This window comes from Xanthomonas floridensis (assembly GCF_001642575.1).
Lineage (GTDB): Bacteria > Pseudomonadota > Gammaproteobacteria > Xanthomonadales > Xanthomonadaceae > Xanthomonas > Xanthomonas floridensis.
Genome location: NZ_LXNG01000011.1, coordinates 17,952 through 31,877 on the forward strand (window position 1 = coordinate 17,952; position 13,926 = coordinate 31,877).

A 13,926-nucleotide genomic window follows, 5' to 3' on the forward strand; every position below is an offset into this window, starting at 1 on the left:
TTTTTGCCAGCCAGACCACCGTGAGCCAAGCGCAGCATCCGTCCCAGATGGCCCCGGTCGCCGTCACCGCCTACACCTCCACCACCGCGCTCGGCGCCGGGCTCGCCGCCCAGGCCGCCGCCTTGCAGGCGCGCCGCAGTGGCCTGCGTCGCAACGATTTCGGGCCGCAACCGCTGCCGTGCTGGATCGGCCGCGTCGACGGCGTGGAAGCAGTCGTGCTGCCCGATGCGCTGCAAGGCTGGGACTGCCGCAACAACCGGCTGGCCTGGCTGGCGCTGCAGCAGGACGGCATGGCCGATGCCGTGCAGGCCGCCGCGCAGCGCTATGGCGCCGAGCGCGTGGCAGTGATCATCGGCACCTCCACTTCCAGCATCGGTGCCAGCGAAGAGGCCTATACGCGGCTGGTGGAAGACGCCGACGGCGCGCGCTTCCCGCCGGATCTGGAACGCCCGATCGTGCACACCCCGCATTCGCTGGGCGACTTCGTGCAGCACGCCACCGGCCTGCGCGGCCCCAGCGTGACCGTGGCCACCGCGTGTTCGTCCAGTGCCAAGGTGTTCGCGCAGGCGGCGCGGCTGATCGAGGCCGGGGTGATCGATGCGGCCCTGGTCGGTGGCGTGGATACCTTGTGCGGCAGCGTGCTATTCGGCTTCAACTCCCTGCAGGTGGTGGCGCCCGAGCCGTGCCAGCCGTTCGATGCGCGGCGCGTGGGCCTGAGCCTGGGAGAGGCCGGCGGCTTTGCGCTGGTCGAACGTACCGCCGCCGCACCGGACGCGGAGGCGTGCCTGTATGGCTATGGCGAATCCAGCGATGCGCACCATATGTCGGCCCCGCACCCGCAGGGACTGGGCGCGCAGCTGGCGATGCGCGGCGCGCTGCAACGCGCCGGCGTGGAGCCGGCCGCGGTGGGCTATCTGAACCTGCACGGCACTGCCACTCCGGCCAATGACAGCGTGGAAGCGGCTGCGGTGGCGGCGATCTTCCCCGACACCTTGCATGCCAGCTCGACCAAGGCCTGGACCGGCCACACCCTGGGCGCGGCCGGCATCGTGGAATCGGTGATTTCGCTGCTGGCGCTGCGCGACGGCCTGCTGCCGGGCACGCTCAACAGCGAAGTGCCCGACCCCGCCTGCGGCCCGCAGATCCGCTTCGACAACGCCCATACCCGGATCGATTACGCCATGAACAATTCCTTCGGCTTTGGCGGCAATAACTGCTCGCTGCTGTTCGGGCGGGCACGCTGATGCTCGCTGCCAGCATCGAAGGAATCGGCTTCTGGAGCCAGGGCCTGCCCAGCTGGGAGGCCGCACGTGCCTTGGTGCACGGTGCCGCGCTGCAGGAGACCCCGGCACGCCCGGCGCCGCAGCTCCTGGCCGCCAACGAGCGCCGCCGCGCACCGGACACGGTGGCGGTGTCGCTGGAAGCGGCGCTGGCCGCTTGCACCGCTGCCGGCCGCGACCCGGCCAGCCTGCCGTCGGTGTTCACCTCCACCCATGGCGACCTGGCCATCACCGATTACATGTGCACCACCCTGGCCAGCGACCCGCTGGCGATCTCGCCGACCAAGTTCCACAACTCGGTGCACAACGCGGCCGCCGGGTACTGGACCATCGGCGCGGGTGCGATGACGCCGGCCACGGCCATCAGCGCCTCCGATGCCAGTTTCGCGCAAGGGCTGCTGGAGGCGTTGGTGCAACTCACCGCCGGCGTGGAGGCAGTGCTGCTGGCCGGCTACGACGCGCGTTCGGTCGGGCCGCTGGGCCGGATCTCGCCCAGCCAGGGCCTGCTCGGCGGGGCCCTGGTGCTCGGCAGCGCCGGCCAGGCAGGCAAGCCGCAGCTAAGTGCGCGGCTGGACGATGGCACCCCGTCGCCGGGCGATGGCCCGTTGGCACAGCAGGTTGCCGGCAATGCGATGGCGCCGATGCTGCCGTTGTTCGAACTGCTGGCCGGGCGCGGCGACAGCGTGGCCTTGCAGGCCGGCCCCGGTCGCGTCCTGCGCGTGGAGATCCTGCCGTGAGCCGCGTGCCGCTGACGCCGCAGGACACCGCGATCCTGGTGCCGGCGTTGAACGAATCGCTGCGTATCCGTGAAGTGGTCACCGATGCACTGCAGTACTGCCCGCAGGTGATCGTGATCGACGACGGCTCCGACGATGGCACCGCCGATTGCATCGCCGACCTGCCGGTGACGGTGATCCGCCACCCGCAGCGCATGGGCAAGGGCGCCGCCCTGCGCAGCGGCTTTGCCAAAGCACAGCAGTTGGGCATGCGCGCGGTGATGACCATGGACGGCGATGGCCAGCACAAGGCCGCCGATTTTCCGCGCCTGCTGGCCGCGGCCAACCGCCACCCCGGCAGCGTGGTGATCGGCGCACGCATGCGCAAGCGCGCCACCCAACCCACCATTCGCCGGATTGGCAACGATTTCGGTGATTGGGGCATCGCCTGGGGCTGCGGTTTCCAGCTGGTGGACAGCCAGAGCGGCCAACGGCTGTATCCGGCGGCGGTGTTCACCCTGCCGAATGTGCCCGGCGAAGGCTTCGTGTTCGAAGCGCAGCTGCTGATTTCGGCCGCACGCCAGGCCGGCGCGCGGGTGGTGGCGGTGCCGATCGAGACCCGCTACGCCGGCAGCGCGCCAGGCACCTTTCGCAAGAGCCATTTCCGGCTGGTGCGCGACCTGTGGAACATCACCTCGCATGTGGTCAAGCAGGTCTGGGCGTATGGCCATGTCTGGCGCGAATACCGCCGCGTGCGCGCCAACCCGGTGATCGTTGACGATGTCGATGGCGAATTTGCTACTGTGCCCGCGGTCACCAAGAGCAACCACTCCTCATGAATGCAGCGCGCGCCGATGTCGTCATTACCGGTGGTGGATTGGCCGGCCTGAGCCTGGCCTTGCAACTGAAGCAGCGCGACCCTGCGCTGGCCATCACAGTGCTGGAACGGCGCGCCCACCCGGTACGCGAGGCCGCCTTCAAGGTGGGCGAATCCACGGTGGAGATCGGCGCGCATTATTTCGCCCAGGTGCTGGGCCTGCGCGAGCATCTGGAGACCGAACAGATCCGCAAGTTCGGGTTCCGTTTCTTCTTCTCCGACAAGCGCGAAGACATCGACCGTTGCACCGAGCTGGGCGTGAGCAAGATCCTGCCGACGCCGTCGTGGCAGATCGACCGCGGCCGCTTCGAAAACTTCCTTGGCGAGCGCGCCCGCGCGCAGGGCATCACCTTTATCGATGGCTGCAGCGTCAAGGGCGTGGACTTGGCCGAGGACGACGCCGACCATGCGGTGCGTTACGAATGCGCCGGCACCGCGGGCACGCTGCAGGCGCGCTGGGTGGTGGACGCCAGCGGCCGCGCCGGCCTGCTCAAGCGCAAGCTCGGCCTGGCGCAGGACAACGCACATCACGCCAACGCGGTGTGGTGGCGCGTGGAAGGCCTGATCGACCCCAACGGCTGGTCGCAGGACAGCAGCTGGCTGCAACGTTGCACCCCGCCGGACCGCTGGCGCTCGACCAACCACATGTGCGGGCCAGGTTACTGGTTCTGGCTGATTCCGCTGTCCTCGGGCGCGCACTCGCTGGGCATCGTCTGCGATGCCGCGATGCATCCGCTGGAGAGCATGAACACCCATGAAAAAGCCATGGACTGGCTGCGCCTGCATCAACCGCAAGTGGCCGCCACGCTCGACAGCGCCGACTACCGGCTGCAGGACTTCCTGTTCCTGCGCAAGTTCTCTTACGGCTGCACACAGGTGTTCTCCACGCAGCGCTGGGCGCTCACCGGCGAGGCCGGCCTGTTCCTGGATCCGTTCTATTCGCCCGGCAGCGACTTCATCGCGATTTCCAACACCTATATCTGCGAGCTGATCGGCCGCGACCGCGCCGGCAAATCGCTCAGCCCGTATGTGGAGCTCTACCAGCAGCTGTATTTTTCGTTCTACGAAAACACCCTGACCCTGTACCAGGATCAATACGCCTTGTTCGGCGACGAGCAGGTCATGCCGGTCAAGGTGATCTGGGATTACACCTATTACTGGTCGCTGCTGGCGCCGCTGTTCTGCTCCGGGCGCATTGCCGACCTGAGCCTGCTCTCGCGCATGAAGGCAGATTTCTTCTACGCACGCGACATGAATCTGGCCATGCAGCGCGTATTGCACGACTGGGGCGTGCGCAACACCGAACAGGGCATCACCGGCGGCGATGGACGCCTGCTGGACCAGTATTTGATCGGCTGGTTCAACGAACTCAATGGCGCCTTGAACGACACCCTCGACGATGACGCCTTTGCCGCACGCATCCACCGCAACGTGGCGCAGATGGCGGTACTGGCCCGCGAGATCCTGCAGCAGGCACGCCAGCGCCACCCGGAGCTGCCCGACCACGGCCTGGACGCGCTGACGGCCGATGCCAGCGGAGAGGCGATCCTGACCGCCACGTGGTACGCCGACGCGGCCTGAGCCAGGACTTTAGTCAGATCACGCCATTCGCTGGTATAGAAGTTCCAAATCACTTTTGAGCTGCCAATACGAAGAGAGTTCGCAGATGGGGCCCTCCGCGTCTATTGCGGAGACTAGGCGTGCCCGCATTTGCCCAAAGAGTTTTTTAAACTTCTTGAGTTTCGTGCCTTGCAATTCACTACACTCACAAAGAGCGCTCAATAGTAAATTTTTACTGTCACGAATACGCTCCAAATCTCGCAGGGGTGGAACACACCCTATTGGATCGCAGCCAGCTTTCCCAGCAACCCTTCTGATTGCTTGGCTATCAACTAGAAGCCAAGTCTCTAACATCTTTACGGGAACAACCGGAATCACGCTAGCTGGATCGTAAATTCCAGCACAAGCATCATGGATTTCTCGTCGCCTAGCTGCCAACCCCTGAGCATCTGCATCACGATGAACGAAAACCACGTCCGCAGAAGGGTACAAATCACGGACCACTTCCAATTTTTCTCTGACCGAGTGCCCGACATGAAACGGCAATCTGGACGGATCAAAAGAAGTTCCACTTGCCTCTACAAATCCAACTTTGATTAGCAGCGTTTCAATGTGATCTACCAAATTTAAATCAGACACCCCTTCCCCAGTAAGAATAAAACTGATCTTCATGAAAGGGCTTCCGTTCGAACCACCTTAAGATCGAGGGATATCTGGCGGTCCGGAGGCAATTCAAGATATGAAATGATCGAAGCTCGGTCTACGCCATTACCCTCAATGCCTGAGAACCGCCAGCTTTCTCGCAATGACTTGCACCTAATAGTAGTTGCAGGCATCCCATTAGGCCCTTTTACTTTAACTACGTCTGCAAAAATTAGGTCATCCGGCTCCTCCAATGAAACAAGAACCGGCGAATGAGTTGCAACTATAATTTGCCTCATTGAATTTGATTCTGACACTTCCTCATGAGGATCTACAGACAATTCTTTCAGCAATGCTAACATTGCTCCGACTCGTGCCGGATGAATCCCATTTTCTGGCTCTTCAAAGCATAAAACACCGTTAAAGTCAGAGTCTTCAGCAATAATTGAAAGAGCGAGAAATCTCAAGGTTCCGTCGGACAAAGCACGTGCTGGTAAAAACGCACCGCTTCGCTCTTTAACCTCAACGGTGAGAAGTTGGCGAACTTGATCCACATCAACTCTTATGTCGGAGGTAGGGACTATTTCTGACAAACGGCTAGCGACGCGCGTATAGACGGAAGCATCTTTCCTATGCAATTTGTAAAGCGAGGCTCCCAGCCTTCCGCCGCCAGAACTCACCATTCCCTCTTCGTGTATTTTATTCGAACGACGCATCGCACTTGGCTCCAGTGAAAGGAAGCGCCAAGATTGCATCTCACGCCTGGCGGCCAAGATAGTAGGCCAGACTCCACTATTCGTATTAGAAACCACGGTTTTAGGCGCGTTTTTTGCAGGAAATTTTTGAGGTTGCCCGCTACTACCACCATCCTGGTGAAGATGTATTTCGACAATCCCATCCTGATCCTGATGAGTAGAAATGAAACCAGCACCTTTTCTTTTATTTATTACGATATTTTCTCTAAACTTGGTCACACTCATGGGAAATCCAAGGCGATCAACCGCTTCGCCTTTGTTGATATGAATCAGCGTCTCTTTAACTAAATGCAACCCAAGAGAGCCCGACTCTCGCTCCTCATCGTCTCGCGCAAGCTCAACTTCGTAGCGGAGAAAAGTCGAAGTTGCTTTCGCGCGTCGTCCAAAGTCATCAACCACATCGACTGGAACTATCATTTCTACAGCAAGCGATAAGCGTTCCGATCTAAAATCACCATTCGTCCAAAAAATATCGAGCGGATCTGTAGAATCAGACTCTCTGACTTCTAGAGCCGCCTCAACAATTGATTTATCTGCAAGCAAAGAAAGGAATTTTATCGAGTCGAATATGTTCGACTTACCAACTCCATTCAGCCCCGCAATGCAATTAAAAGGCCCGAAATTTACAGAGAATCCCAGGAGATTTTTGAAACAATTCACTTCAAGCCGCGTCAACATTTAACACCGCCTCTAAATTTATTATAGGCATATAGCACATATTCAGCCCATCCCACCATTGATGCCGATGACCTGGCCATTGATGTAACCGGCGGACTCCGAACACAGAAACGCCACCAGCGCAGCGACTTCCTCGGGCTTGCCCACGCGTCCGGCCGGCACCAGTTGCTTGATGACGTCCGGGGCGAAGCTCTCGCCGACCATCTCGCCTTCGATCACACCCGGCGCCACCACGTTGACTGCGATACCGCGGCTGGCCATCTCGCGTGATAGCGACTTGCTGGCACCGTGCAGCGCCGCCTTGGCTGCGGCGTAATTGGTCTGCCCGCGGTTGCCCAGCACTGCCGCCACCGACGACACGCTCACGATGCGGCCCCAGCGCATACGCGCCATCGGCAGCAACAAGGGCTGGGTGACATTGAAAAACCCATGCAGCGACACATCGATGACACGATGCCACTGGGCAGCGTTCATGCCCGCCATCGGCGCGTCGTCGTGGATGCCGGCGTTATTGACCACGATCTGGATCGGGCCGCTGTCCAGCAGGGCCTCCAGCGCAGCCGTTGCTGCCTGCGCGTCGGCCACATCGAAGGCTACCGCTTCTGCGCTGCCACCGTCGGCGACAATCGCAGCCACCACGTCTTCGGCACGCGCCAGATTGCGGTTGGCATGCACAATCACGTGCCGGCCTTGCGCGGCCAGCTGACGGCAGATGGCGCCGCCAAGATCGCCGCTGCCGCCGGTCACCAGCGCACGACGCTGTGGAAGGGATGTGCTCATGGATGCCTCGATGAAAGCCGCAAACGGCAGCGGCGAGCCCGTCATCCTAGCGATTCGCCGCTGCCGCCGGAACAGCCTTGCCACATCCCGGCGAGCGCTGCGCGTCTGACGAGGCGGCCACTCCTGCAACAGCGTCCTGCTGCGACGGGCAGGCCCTGCCCAGGTCGTTCCGGTCGCGCGTGCCGTTCCAGTTGAGGATGCCGGAGGCCTGACCATCGAGCGCAACCTCTGCGTTGCGCACCAGCATCCGCGTGACGCCACGGGGCAGCACACCAGGTCCATGTGGACGTGCGTGCAGAACCCATTGCGCGTGGATGCCGACTGCGCGCCAGCGTCCGTGCGCAGCACGGCTCACGCATGAGGCATGGGATTACGCCTGCGCCGCGCCCAGCATCACCGTGGCGCGGCCTTCGGCCAGCAGGTGCTCGCCGTGGCTCAGGCGGAAGCTGTATTGCTGGCTGTCCTCGCCCTGCATCAGCACCTGCGCCTCGCACACGATCGCCTCGGGCAGCTGCTCCAGATAGGCCACATGCAGCTCCACGCCGCGCAAGGCCACCAGCATGCCAGGGCGCACCGGCTTGCCCGAGGCCCTGCCCAGCAAGCCGCCATGCACGGCCATCGCCTGCGCCCCGTATTCGCATAGATGCAGCGCGCGCAGGCGCCCGGCGGCGCGCAACGGATGCGCCTGGTCGCGGTGCGCGCGGCTGCGCAGCACGATGCGCTGTGCATCCCACTCCACCACCTCTTCCCACAGGCACATCGCGCCCTGGTGCGGAATCAAGGCGGCAATCGCGTCACGTCCCTGCATGCGGCTCTCCGTTGGCCATGCGTTCCAGCGCCGGTTCGCGCGACACCAGCAAGGCCAGAATGAAATTGAACAACACTCCCAGCGCCACCGTGCTGCCGATGGCGCGCAACACCGGAATGCTGGAGGCGGCCAGCAAGGCGAACACCAGCAGCGTCATCAGGCTGCACACGATCAGGGCATGCAGCGTGCGCAGCTGATCGGCGTGATCGTCGCCGGCATGATCGAAGAACAGCGCGTAGTCCAGACCAAGCCCGGCAGCCAGGATCAGCGCGATCAGGTGGAACAGATTGAGCTCCACGCCGGTGCCGCGCAGGATGGCCAGGATCAGCACCGTGGTCAGCGCCATCGGCAGCAGCACGCGCACGATGCGGCGCGGGCTGCGCAGCGCGATCGCTACCGTCACCGCCAGCAGCAACGCGGCCAATACCAGCGCGCCGAGCACGCGTCCACGGTAGGCGGCCACCAGCGATTCGGACGCGTCCTTCAGGTCCAGCAGTTGCGCATCACTGCCCCGCACCGCCGCTGCCAGTACTGCCGGGTCGCGCAGGCCGGTCAACGACACCAGCGCGGTGCTGCGATCGCCGCGGCCCAGCAGGAGCCCGCCGACCGAGGTGGCCAGCGGCGAGCCGGCCAGGTCTTTGGGCCGCAGCGGCGCGGCATGCTTGGCGGTGTCCAGATCCTGCAGGAAGGGCGCAAACGCGTCGCTGCGCAACGGCGTGGTGGCTACCGCCTGCTCGGTCATGGCGCGCGCCTGGGCGGCATCCGGCAACGCCGCCTGACGTGCCTGCTGGGTCCGGGCACTGGGCAGATACCGCGCGGCCATGTCGTAGCCGGTCAACGCGCCTTCGCGCACCAGTGCGTCCAGCCGCGGCCGCAACTGCTCGCTGGCCTGCAGCGCGGCTTCGTCGCTGGGCGCGGGCACGGCAAGCACGTAGCGCACATCCGGCGCACCCAGTTCCTGGCGCAGGTGGGTGTCCTGGGCCAGCGCCTTCGGCGGCACCGGCGTGAGCTTGGAGAGATCGTTCTGCCAGAACTGGCCGGGCGCGAACGCGATCACCGCGATGCCGATCACCGCCATCACCGCCAGGCTGATGCGTGGCCGTGGCAGCCGCGCAATGCCGCGCCACAGCGTGGCCAGCAGCCGCGAATCGGCGTAGTCGCGTGCGGCCGGGTCGATCAAGGCCGGCAGCAGCCAGCGCGTACTGACTGCAGCGGTGGCCAGGCCGGCGATGGTGAACACCGCCAGCTGGCGCAGGCCGTCCACTCCGGAGAACAGGAAGGTCACATACGCGATGCAGGTGGATACCACGCCGGTAGCCAGCGTCGGCCAGAGATGCCGCGCGTTGTCGCGTGGGTCCAGACCGGGGCGTTGATGACTGAACAGGTGGATCGGGTAATCCTGCACCACCCCGATCAAGGTGAAGCCAAAGGCAATGGTGATGCCATGCACGCCATCGAACAGCAGCGCCACCGCGGCCAACCCGGCCAGGCCAGCGCTCGCCAGCGGCAACACGCCAAGGACCGGGATCTTCCAGCTGCGGTAGGCGATCAACAGCAGCAGCACCAGGCCCACCGTATCGAGCGTGCCGATCCACTGCGATTCGCCCTGCGTGCGCGCGGTGATTTCCACCGCGAACGCGCCCGGGCCGGTGAGTGTCAGCCGCGTGGTGCTGCCTTGGGTGACCTTGGCAAACGCCGCCTGCACTGCGTCGTAGGCCAGCTGCTGCCCGGTGGGATCGAAACCGGCCGCACGCGTCTGCGCCACCAGCAGGGCCGAGCTGCCGGCACGATCGAACCACACCTCGTTGCGCAGCTGCGGTGCGGCCGCCGGTTGCAGGGTCTCGGCCAGATGCAGCACTTCCAGCGTGGGGTCGCGTGGCAGCAGCGGCTCCACCAGCGCCGCCGCCGGCGAGCCCAGGTCCTGCACGCGTGCCTGCAGCGCCGCTTCCAGGGTCGATGCGTCCAGCCGTGTCGTGTCGAAGCTGTCGCTGAGCAGGTAGCGGTACGGCAGCAAGCGTTCCGGGATCGCCTCCAGCCCGGCGTTGCCACCGTTGCCAACCAGTTCGAACAGGTCCGGTTGTGCGGACAGCGCTTTCTGCACTTGCTGCGACTGCTCGGCCAAGATGACCGGGTCGCTGTTGGACAACGCCATCAGCAGCAGCCGCGATCCTGGGCCTTCGCCGAGTTCTTCGATCAAGAGTTTCTGCGCCGGCGTGCGCGGGGCGGGCATGAATTTACGCAGATCGCCGGTGACCTTGAGCGTTTCGCTCAACCACAATCCAGCGACCGCCAGCAAGGCCAGCCACAGCAATGCCAGGCCGATGCGGCGGTTTGCGGTCAACTTAAACGCCATGGACACGCCTCGCTGTGCCAGCGCAACGTCCACTGGCCCGGCGCGCGGCAGCAGGCGTCGTCGGCATCGTGCGCTTTTCGGCTGCGACGGGTGTGATGTTTCTGGAGACGAGCGACGCAACCATCCCGCGCGCGGTCACGCGCCCGGACCGCGGCAGAGCGTCGTCAGCGCTGCAACATCGGTCACGCTGGCTGCCGCGCGGGCCGCGCCGGCCAGCAGCGTGCGCTGCACATCCCCCTTGGCAGGTACGCTCTCGATACACCGCAACTCATCATTGCGGCCATACAGACGCAGTTCGCGCACCTGCTTGGCCACCGCGGCGTCCTTGGGCTGCAGCGTCAGCTGCCAGGCCTGCGGCTGGCCCTGCCCACTGACGCGATACTGCTGTTCCAGCAGCACGCGGTCGCCGGCCAGCAACGCGCCGAAGCCGGATTTCAATCCGGCCAGCTCGGGCACGCGGCTCAACGAGAAGCGGCGCGGCGGCTTGCCGTCGCGTTCCAGCACGCCCTCATCGCCCTGCAAGGTGGTGGTCTCGTGATACGGCGCGCTGACCTCGCGCACCAATGTCTGCGCATCCGGGCGGCGGTAATGGCCCTGCACGCGCAGCGGCGTCTTCAGCAGCGCCGAGCCACGCAGTTCGACGAACTCGGTACTGACCGGGGCCGGGCGCGCCAGGCGCTGCAGCACCTGGCCGACATCCAACGTCTCAGGCGGTGCGGCGCATAGCGGTGCGGCGCTGAACAGCAGTATCAGCATCCACGGCAGGGTGCGGCGCATCGGCATGATGGGTATTCCAGAAATCGTAGAAGTTGAACCAGTTGTACGGCGCGTAGCGCGTGTAATGTTCCAGCCTGGCAGCGTAATCGCGCATGAGTACCGCCAGCACCGGGGCGCGCTGGCGACGCGGCAGGTCCAGGCCTTCACTGAAGGTCTCGAATGCCAGTTCGTAGTGGTTACCGCCGCGATACAGGCCGAACGCCAGCACCACCGGCACCTTGAGCGCGGCGGCGATCAGCCACGGCGAGGTCGGGAACATCGCGTTGCGGCCCAGGAACATCGCCGGCAGCGCCGGGTCGCCTTCGCGCGGGCGGTCGATCAGCAGCGCCACCAGCGCACCGGCGTCGGTCGCTTCCTTGATCGCCATGACGATCGAGGTCGCATCCATCCCGGCATCGATGATGTTGGCGGCCAGCTGCGGGTTCAGCGCGCCCAGCAGGTCGGTCATGGCGCGGTTGTGCGCCTTGTCCAGCACCACCTTGACCTGCACGTCCGGGCGCTCGGTGGCCAGCACGCGCAGCGCGTCGAAACTGCCCAGGTGCGAACCGAAGATCAGCACGCCGCGGCCGCGATCCATCTGCGTATGCAGCTGGTCCAGGCCGGTGATGTCCACGCGGAAGCGCTGCATCTGCCCGCACAGCATGTACACCCGGTCCAGGATGGTGGAGGCGAAGGTGTGGATATGCCGGGCCACGTCGCGCAGCGTTGCCTTCCGGCCCAGCACCCGCGCCAGGTAGGTCCGCGAGGCGGCGCGCTCGGGCGCACGCACCAGCAGGAAGTACAGCGTGATCGGGTACAGCAGCGCACGTCCCACCGCGCGCCCGGCGTGGCGGGCGATGCCGCGGATCAGCCACAGCGCGAAGCGTCCGCCGCCTTCGGGACGCTGTTTCCAGTGATTGCTCATGCCATCGCCTCCGCCACCAGTTCGCCACTGACCAGCAACTGGTCGGCACGCTGCACACGAAAGCGCCAGCGCGGGCCGTCGCCTTCCAGCGTGACCGACGCGGTCTGGCCGGGCAGCAACGGCTGCACGAACTTCACCTGCGGCAGCCGTGCCGCGGCGCGCGGGCCATGCAGCGCTTCCACGGCCTGCAGCACATGGTCGAGCACGACCACGCCTGGCACCACGGGGCGACCCGGGAAGTGCCCGGGCAGGCAGGGATGATCATGCGGCACGACGAAATCCATAAGCGCGAAACTCAGATCCTGGGTTGAAGCATTGCAGCCACGGCCTTGTGTGCCTGCTCGGTCAGTTGTTGGCGATCCGGCGCATCCGGCCCGGTCACCGCGATCGGCTCGCCAATGCGTACGCGGATGATGCCGGGACGCACCCTGAACACACCATCCACCGGCAGCACCTTGCCGCAGCCATCCAGCGCCACAGGAACCACCTGCACGCCAGCATCGATAGCGGCCTGCAGTAGCCCGGCCTTGAATGGCAATAATGCGCCAGAGCGGCTGCGCGTCCCTTCGGGAAACAGACACAACTGTTTGCCCTCACGCAGCAGCGCGGCAGCCTGCCGCCGCACCATCGCCCCGGCCCGCCGGCTGTCGCGATCCAGGAACAGCATGCCGGTGGCGCGCGCATACCAGTTCACGAACGGCACCTTGAGCATTTCTTCCTTGAGCAAAAAGCGTAGCGGCACCGGCAAGGCATGGAACAACGCGCAGATGTCGATGATCGACTGGTGGTTGCTGACGAACAGGTAATTTTTGGACCAGTCGACCCGCTCGCGGCCCTCCACGATCACCTTGGCGCCCGCTCCGCGGAACAGCACCGGCGACCACATCCAGCTGCCCATGCGCAGCAGGCGATCGGCATCGCGGGTGATCGCCAGCAACACCAGCGCATAGACGATGCCGCCGGCGGTGAACACCAGCGTGAACGCCAACTGCAACAGGTTGAACACAGCCCACGCCAGGCGCGACGGCATCCTTGCCAACGGCATTTTTGTCTTGTCCCCGAAACTGCGCACGTACGTCGGTGCCCTTAGGCCACGCCCTCAGCGTAGCAAATCGCGCCAGAACGCCGGCCCGAGCCGCGCCATCTGCCGCATGAAGTCGGGCAGATTACGATAGGGACGCTGGGGAAACCAGCGTCCGCGCAATAGATATTCCCCAATGAAGAACCCGCCAACCACGCCATACACCAGCAAATTGGCGAATAACGATGCGCGCGCATCGCTGATCGGCAACGGCGAGGCATAGCCCAGCTGCGCCAGCACGCCGCTGGGTTCGGCGCACAGCCCCAGCACCAGATTGACCAGGGTCAACCCGCACAGCAGCAGCGCCCAGGCCAGGGTGAGCCTGCGCGTATAGCGGTACTGGTCGGGCGTGATCGGCATCCCGGCCTGCTGGTACAGCCCTTCGACGATACGGGTGATCAGCGGCGTGCGCCCGCGTCGCAGGCTGCGCCCGAAAAACCACGCTACCCAGCCGGTGAACACCACCGGCGGTGCGGCCAGCAGCAGCATGGCGTACGGCGAGTGCCACAACGCGCCCAGGCCGACCAGGATCAGCAAGCCCAGGCCCCAGGCCCATGGCCGCCGCGCCACCAACGGTTCGATCAACACCATCAGCACCAACGTGGCGCCGGCGATGACGGCCAGTTCGGGGCGATGGCTGGCATTGGCCCAATGCGCCAGCGGCGAGTACGCCACTGCCAGCAACACGCCCACGCCCAGCACCCACGGTGGCGGG

At 64.6% G+C, this 13,926-nt stretch carries 14 protein-coding genes; 4 read left to right on the forward strand and 10 right to left on the reverse strand.

Annotation, left to right across the window (positions count from 1 at the left end):
• Positions 1-47: 47 nt before the first annotated feature.
• The 4 genes from A7D17_RS06845 to A7D17_RS06860 are packed head-to-tail and all read left to right on the forward strand — an operon-like array spanning position 48 to position 4,454.
• Positions 48-1,244, forward strand: coding sequence for a beta-ketoacyl-[acyl-carrier-protein] synthase family protein (locus tag A7D17_RS06845; protein ID WP_064508482.1), 1,197 nt, complete (start codon positions 48-50; stop codon positions 1,242-1,244).
• Entirely contained in the window at positions 1,244-2,017 is a 774-nt protein-coding gene (locus A7D17_RS06850; RefSeq protein ID WP_064508417.1) for a beta-ketoacyl synthase chain length factor, read from the forward strand. Before A7D17_RS06845 ends, A7D17_RS06850 begins: the two co-directional genes overlap by 1 nt.
• Positions 2,014-2,835 (forward strand): glycosyltransferase family 2 protein, encoded by an 822-nt coding sequence (locus A7D17_RS06855; RefSeq protein ID WP_064508418.1) that lies wholly within the window; start codon positions 2,014-2,016, stop codon positions 2,833-2,835. Before A7D17_RS06850 ends, A7D17_RS06855 begins: the two co-directional genes overlap by 4 nt.
• Positions 2,832-4,454 (forward strand): NAD(P)/FAD-dependent oxidoreductase, encoded by a 1,623-nt coding sequence (locus A7D17_RS06860; protein WP_064508419.1) that lies wholly within the window; start codon positions 2,832-2,834, stop codon positions 4,452-4,454. Before A7D17_RS06855 ends, A7D17_RS06860 begins: the two co-directional genes overlap by 4 nt.
• Before the next feature lie 18 nt (positions 4,455-4,472).
• Here the strand turns inward: A7D17_RS06860 and A7D17_RS23980 are convergent, their stop codons facing one another.
• From A7D17_RS23980 to A7D17_RS06910, 10 genes are all read right to left on the reverse strand, one after another.
• Positions 4,473-5,105, reverse strand: coding sequence for a hypothetical protein (locus A7D17_RS23980; protein ID WP_153041911.1), 633 nt, complete (start codon positions 5,103-5,105; stop codon positions 4,473-4,475).
• A complete protein-coding gene (locus A7D17_RS22670) occupies positions 5,102-6,508 on the reverse strand; it encodes an AAA family ATPase (protein WP_082861798.1) in 1,407 nt (468 codons plus the stop codon). The genes A7D17_RS23980 and A7D17_RS22670 overlap by 4 nt, the downstream gene beginning before the upstream one ends.
• Positions 6,509-6,550: 42 nt before the next feature.
• Entirely contained in the window at positions 6,551-7,288 is a 738-nt protein-coding gene (gene fabG / locus A7D17_RS06870; RefSeq protein ID WP_064508483.1) for a 3-oxoacyl-ACP reductase FabG, read from the reverse strand.
• 370 nt (positions 7,289-7,658) lie between these two features.
• Positions 7,659-8,096 carry a hotdog family protein gene (locus tag A7D17_RS06880; protein ID WP_064508422.1) on the reverse strand — a complete coding sequence of 146 codons (438 nt, stop codon included), beginning with the start codon at positions 8,094-8,096 and terminating at the stop codon, positions 7,659-7,661.
• Positions 8,083-10,449, reverse strand: a complete 2,367-nt coding sequence (locus A7D17_RS06885) for an MMPL family transporter (protein WP_064508484.1) — start codon at positions 10,447-10,449, stop codon at positions 8,083-8,085. Before A7D17_RS06885 ends, A7D17_RS06880 begins: the two co-directional genes overlap by 14 nt.
• Before the next feature lie 135 nt (positions 10,450-10,584).
• A complete protein-coding gene (locus A7D17_RS06890; RefSeq protein WP_064508423.1) occupies positions 10,585-11,232 on the reverse strand; it encodes a LolA-related protein in 648 nt (215 codons plus the stop codon).
• Entirely contained in the window at positions 11,156-12,130 is a 975-nt protein-coding gene (locus A7D17_RS06895) for a lysophospholipid acyltransferase family protein (RefSeq protein ID WP_064508424.1), read from the reverse strand. Before A7D17_RS06895 ends, A7D17_RS06890 begins: the two co-directional genes overlap by 77 nt.
• Positions 12,127-12,414: an ApeI family dehydratase gene (locus A7D17_RS06900; protein WP_064508425.1), complete on the reverse strand. Its 288-nt coding sequence runs from the start codon at positions 12,412-12,414 to the stop codon at positions 12,127-12,129. Before A7D17_RS06900 ends, A7D17_RS06895 begins: the two co-directional genes overlap by 4 nt.
• An 11-nt stretch (positions 12,415-12,425) precedes the next feature.
• Positions 12,426-13,175, reverse strand: a complete 750-nt coding sequence (locus A7D17_RS06905; RefSeq protein WP_064508426.1) for a lysophospholipid acyltransferase family protein — start codon at positions 13,173-13,175, stop codon at positions 12,426-12,428.
• A 54-nt stretch (positions 13,176-13,229) separates the two neighbouring features.
• On the reverse strand, positions 13,230-13,913 hold the full coding sequence (locus A7D17_RS06910) for a COG4648 family protein (protein WP_161946531.1): 684 nt from the start codon (positions 13,911-13,913) through the stop codon (positions 13,230-13,232).
• Between the last annotated feature and the right edge of the window lie 13 nt (positions 13,914-13,926).

Excerpts from the sequence above, each read along its gene's own strand:
- A7D17_RS06885 (WP_064508484.1), bottom strand. The coding sequence starts at position 10,449 with ATGGCGTTTAAGTTGACCGCAAACCGCCGCATCGGCCTGGCATTGCTG.
- fabG (WP_064508483.1), bottom strand. The coding sequence starts at position 7,288 with ATGAGCACATCCCTTCCACAGCGTCGTGCGCTGGTGACCGGCGGCAGC.
- A7D17_RS06890 (WP_064508423.1), bottom strand. The coding sequence starts at position 11,232 with ATGCCGATGCGCCGCACCCTGCCGTGGATGCTGATACTGCTGTTCAGC.
- A7D17_RS06895 (WP_064508424.1), bottom strand. The coding sequence starts at position 12,130 with ATGAGCAATCACTGGAAACAGCGTCCCGAAGGCGGCGGACGCTTCGCG.
- A7D17_RS06880 (WP_064508422.1), bottom strand. The coding sequence starts at position 8,096 with ATGCAGGGACGTGACGCGATTGCCGCCTTGATTCCGCACCAGGGCGCG.
- A7D17_RS06905 (WP_064508426.1), bottom strand. The coding sequence starts at position 13,175 with ATGCCGTTGGCAAGGATGCCGTCGCGCCTGGCGTGGGCTGTGTTCAAC.
- A7D17_RS06860 (WP_064508419.1), top strand. The coding sequence starts at position 2,832 with ATGAATGCAGCGCGCGCCGATGTCGTCATTACCGGTGGTGGATTGGCC.
- A7D17_RS06900 (WP_064508425.1), bottom strand. The coding sequence starts at position 12,414 with ATGGATTTCGTCGTGCCGCATGATCATCCCTGCCTGCCCGGGCACTTC.
- A7D17_RS23980 (WP_153041911.1), bottom strand. The coding sequence starts at position 5,105 with ATGAAGATCAGTTTTATTCTTACTGGGGAAGGGGTGTCTGATTTAAAT.
- A7D17_RS06845 (WP_064508482.1), top strand. The coding sequence starts at position 48 with ATGGCCCCGGTCGCCGTCACCGCCTACACCTCCACCACCGCGCTCGGC.
- A7D17_RS06850 (WP_064508417.1), top strand. The coding sequence starts at position 1,244 with ATGCTCGCTGCCAGCATCGAAGGAATCGGCTTCTGGAGCCAGGGCCTG.
- A7D17_RS22670 (WP_082861798.1), bottom strand. The coding sequence starts at position 6,508 with ATGTTGACGCGGCTTGAAGTGAATTGTTTCAAAAATCTCCTGGGATTC.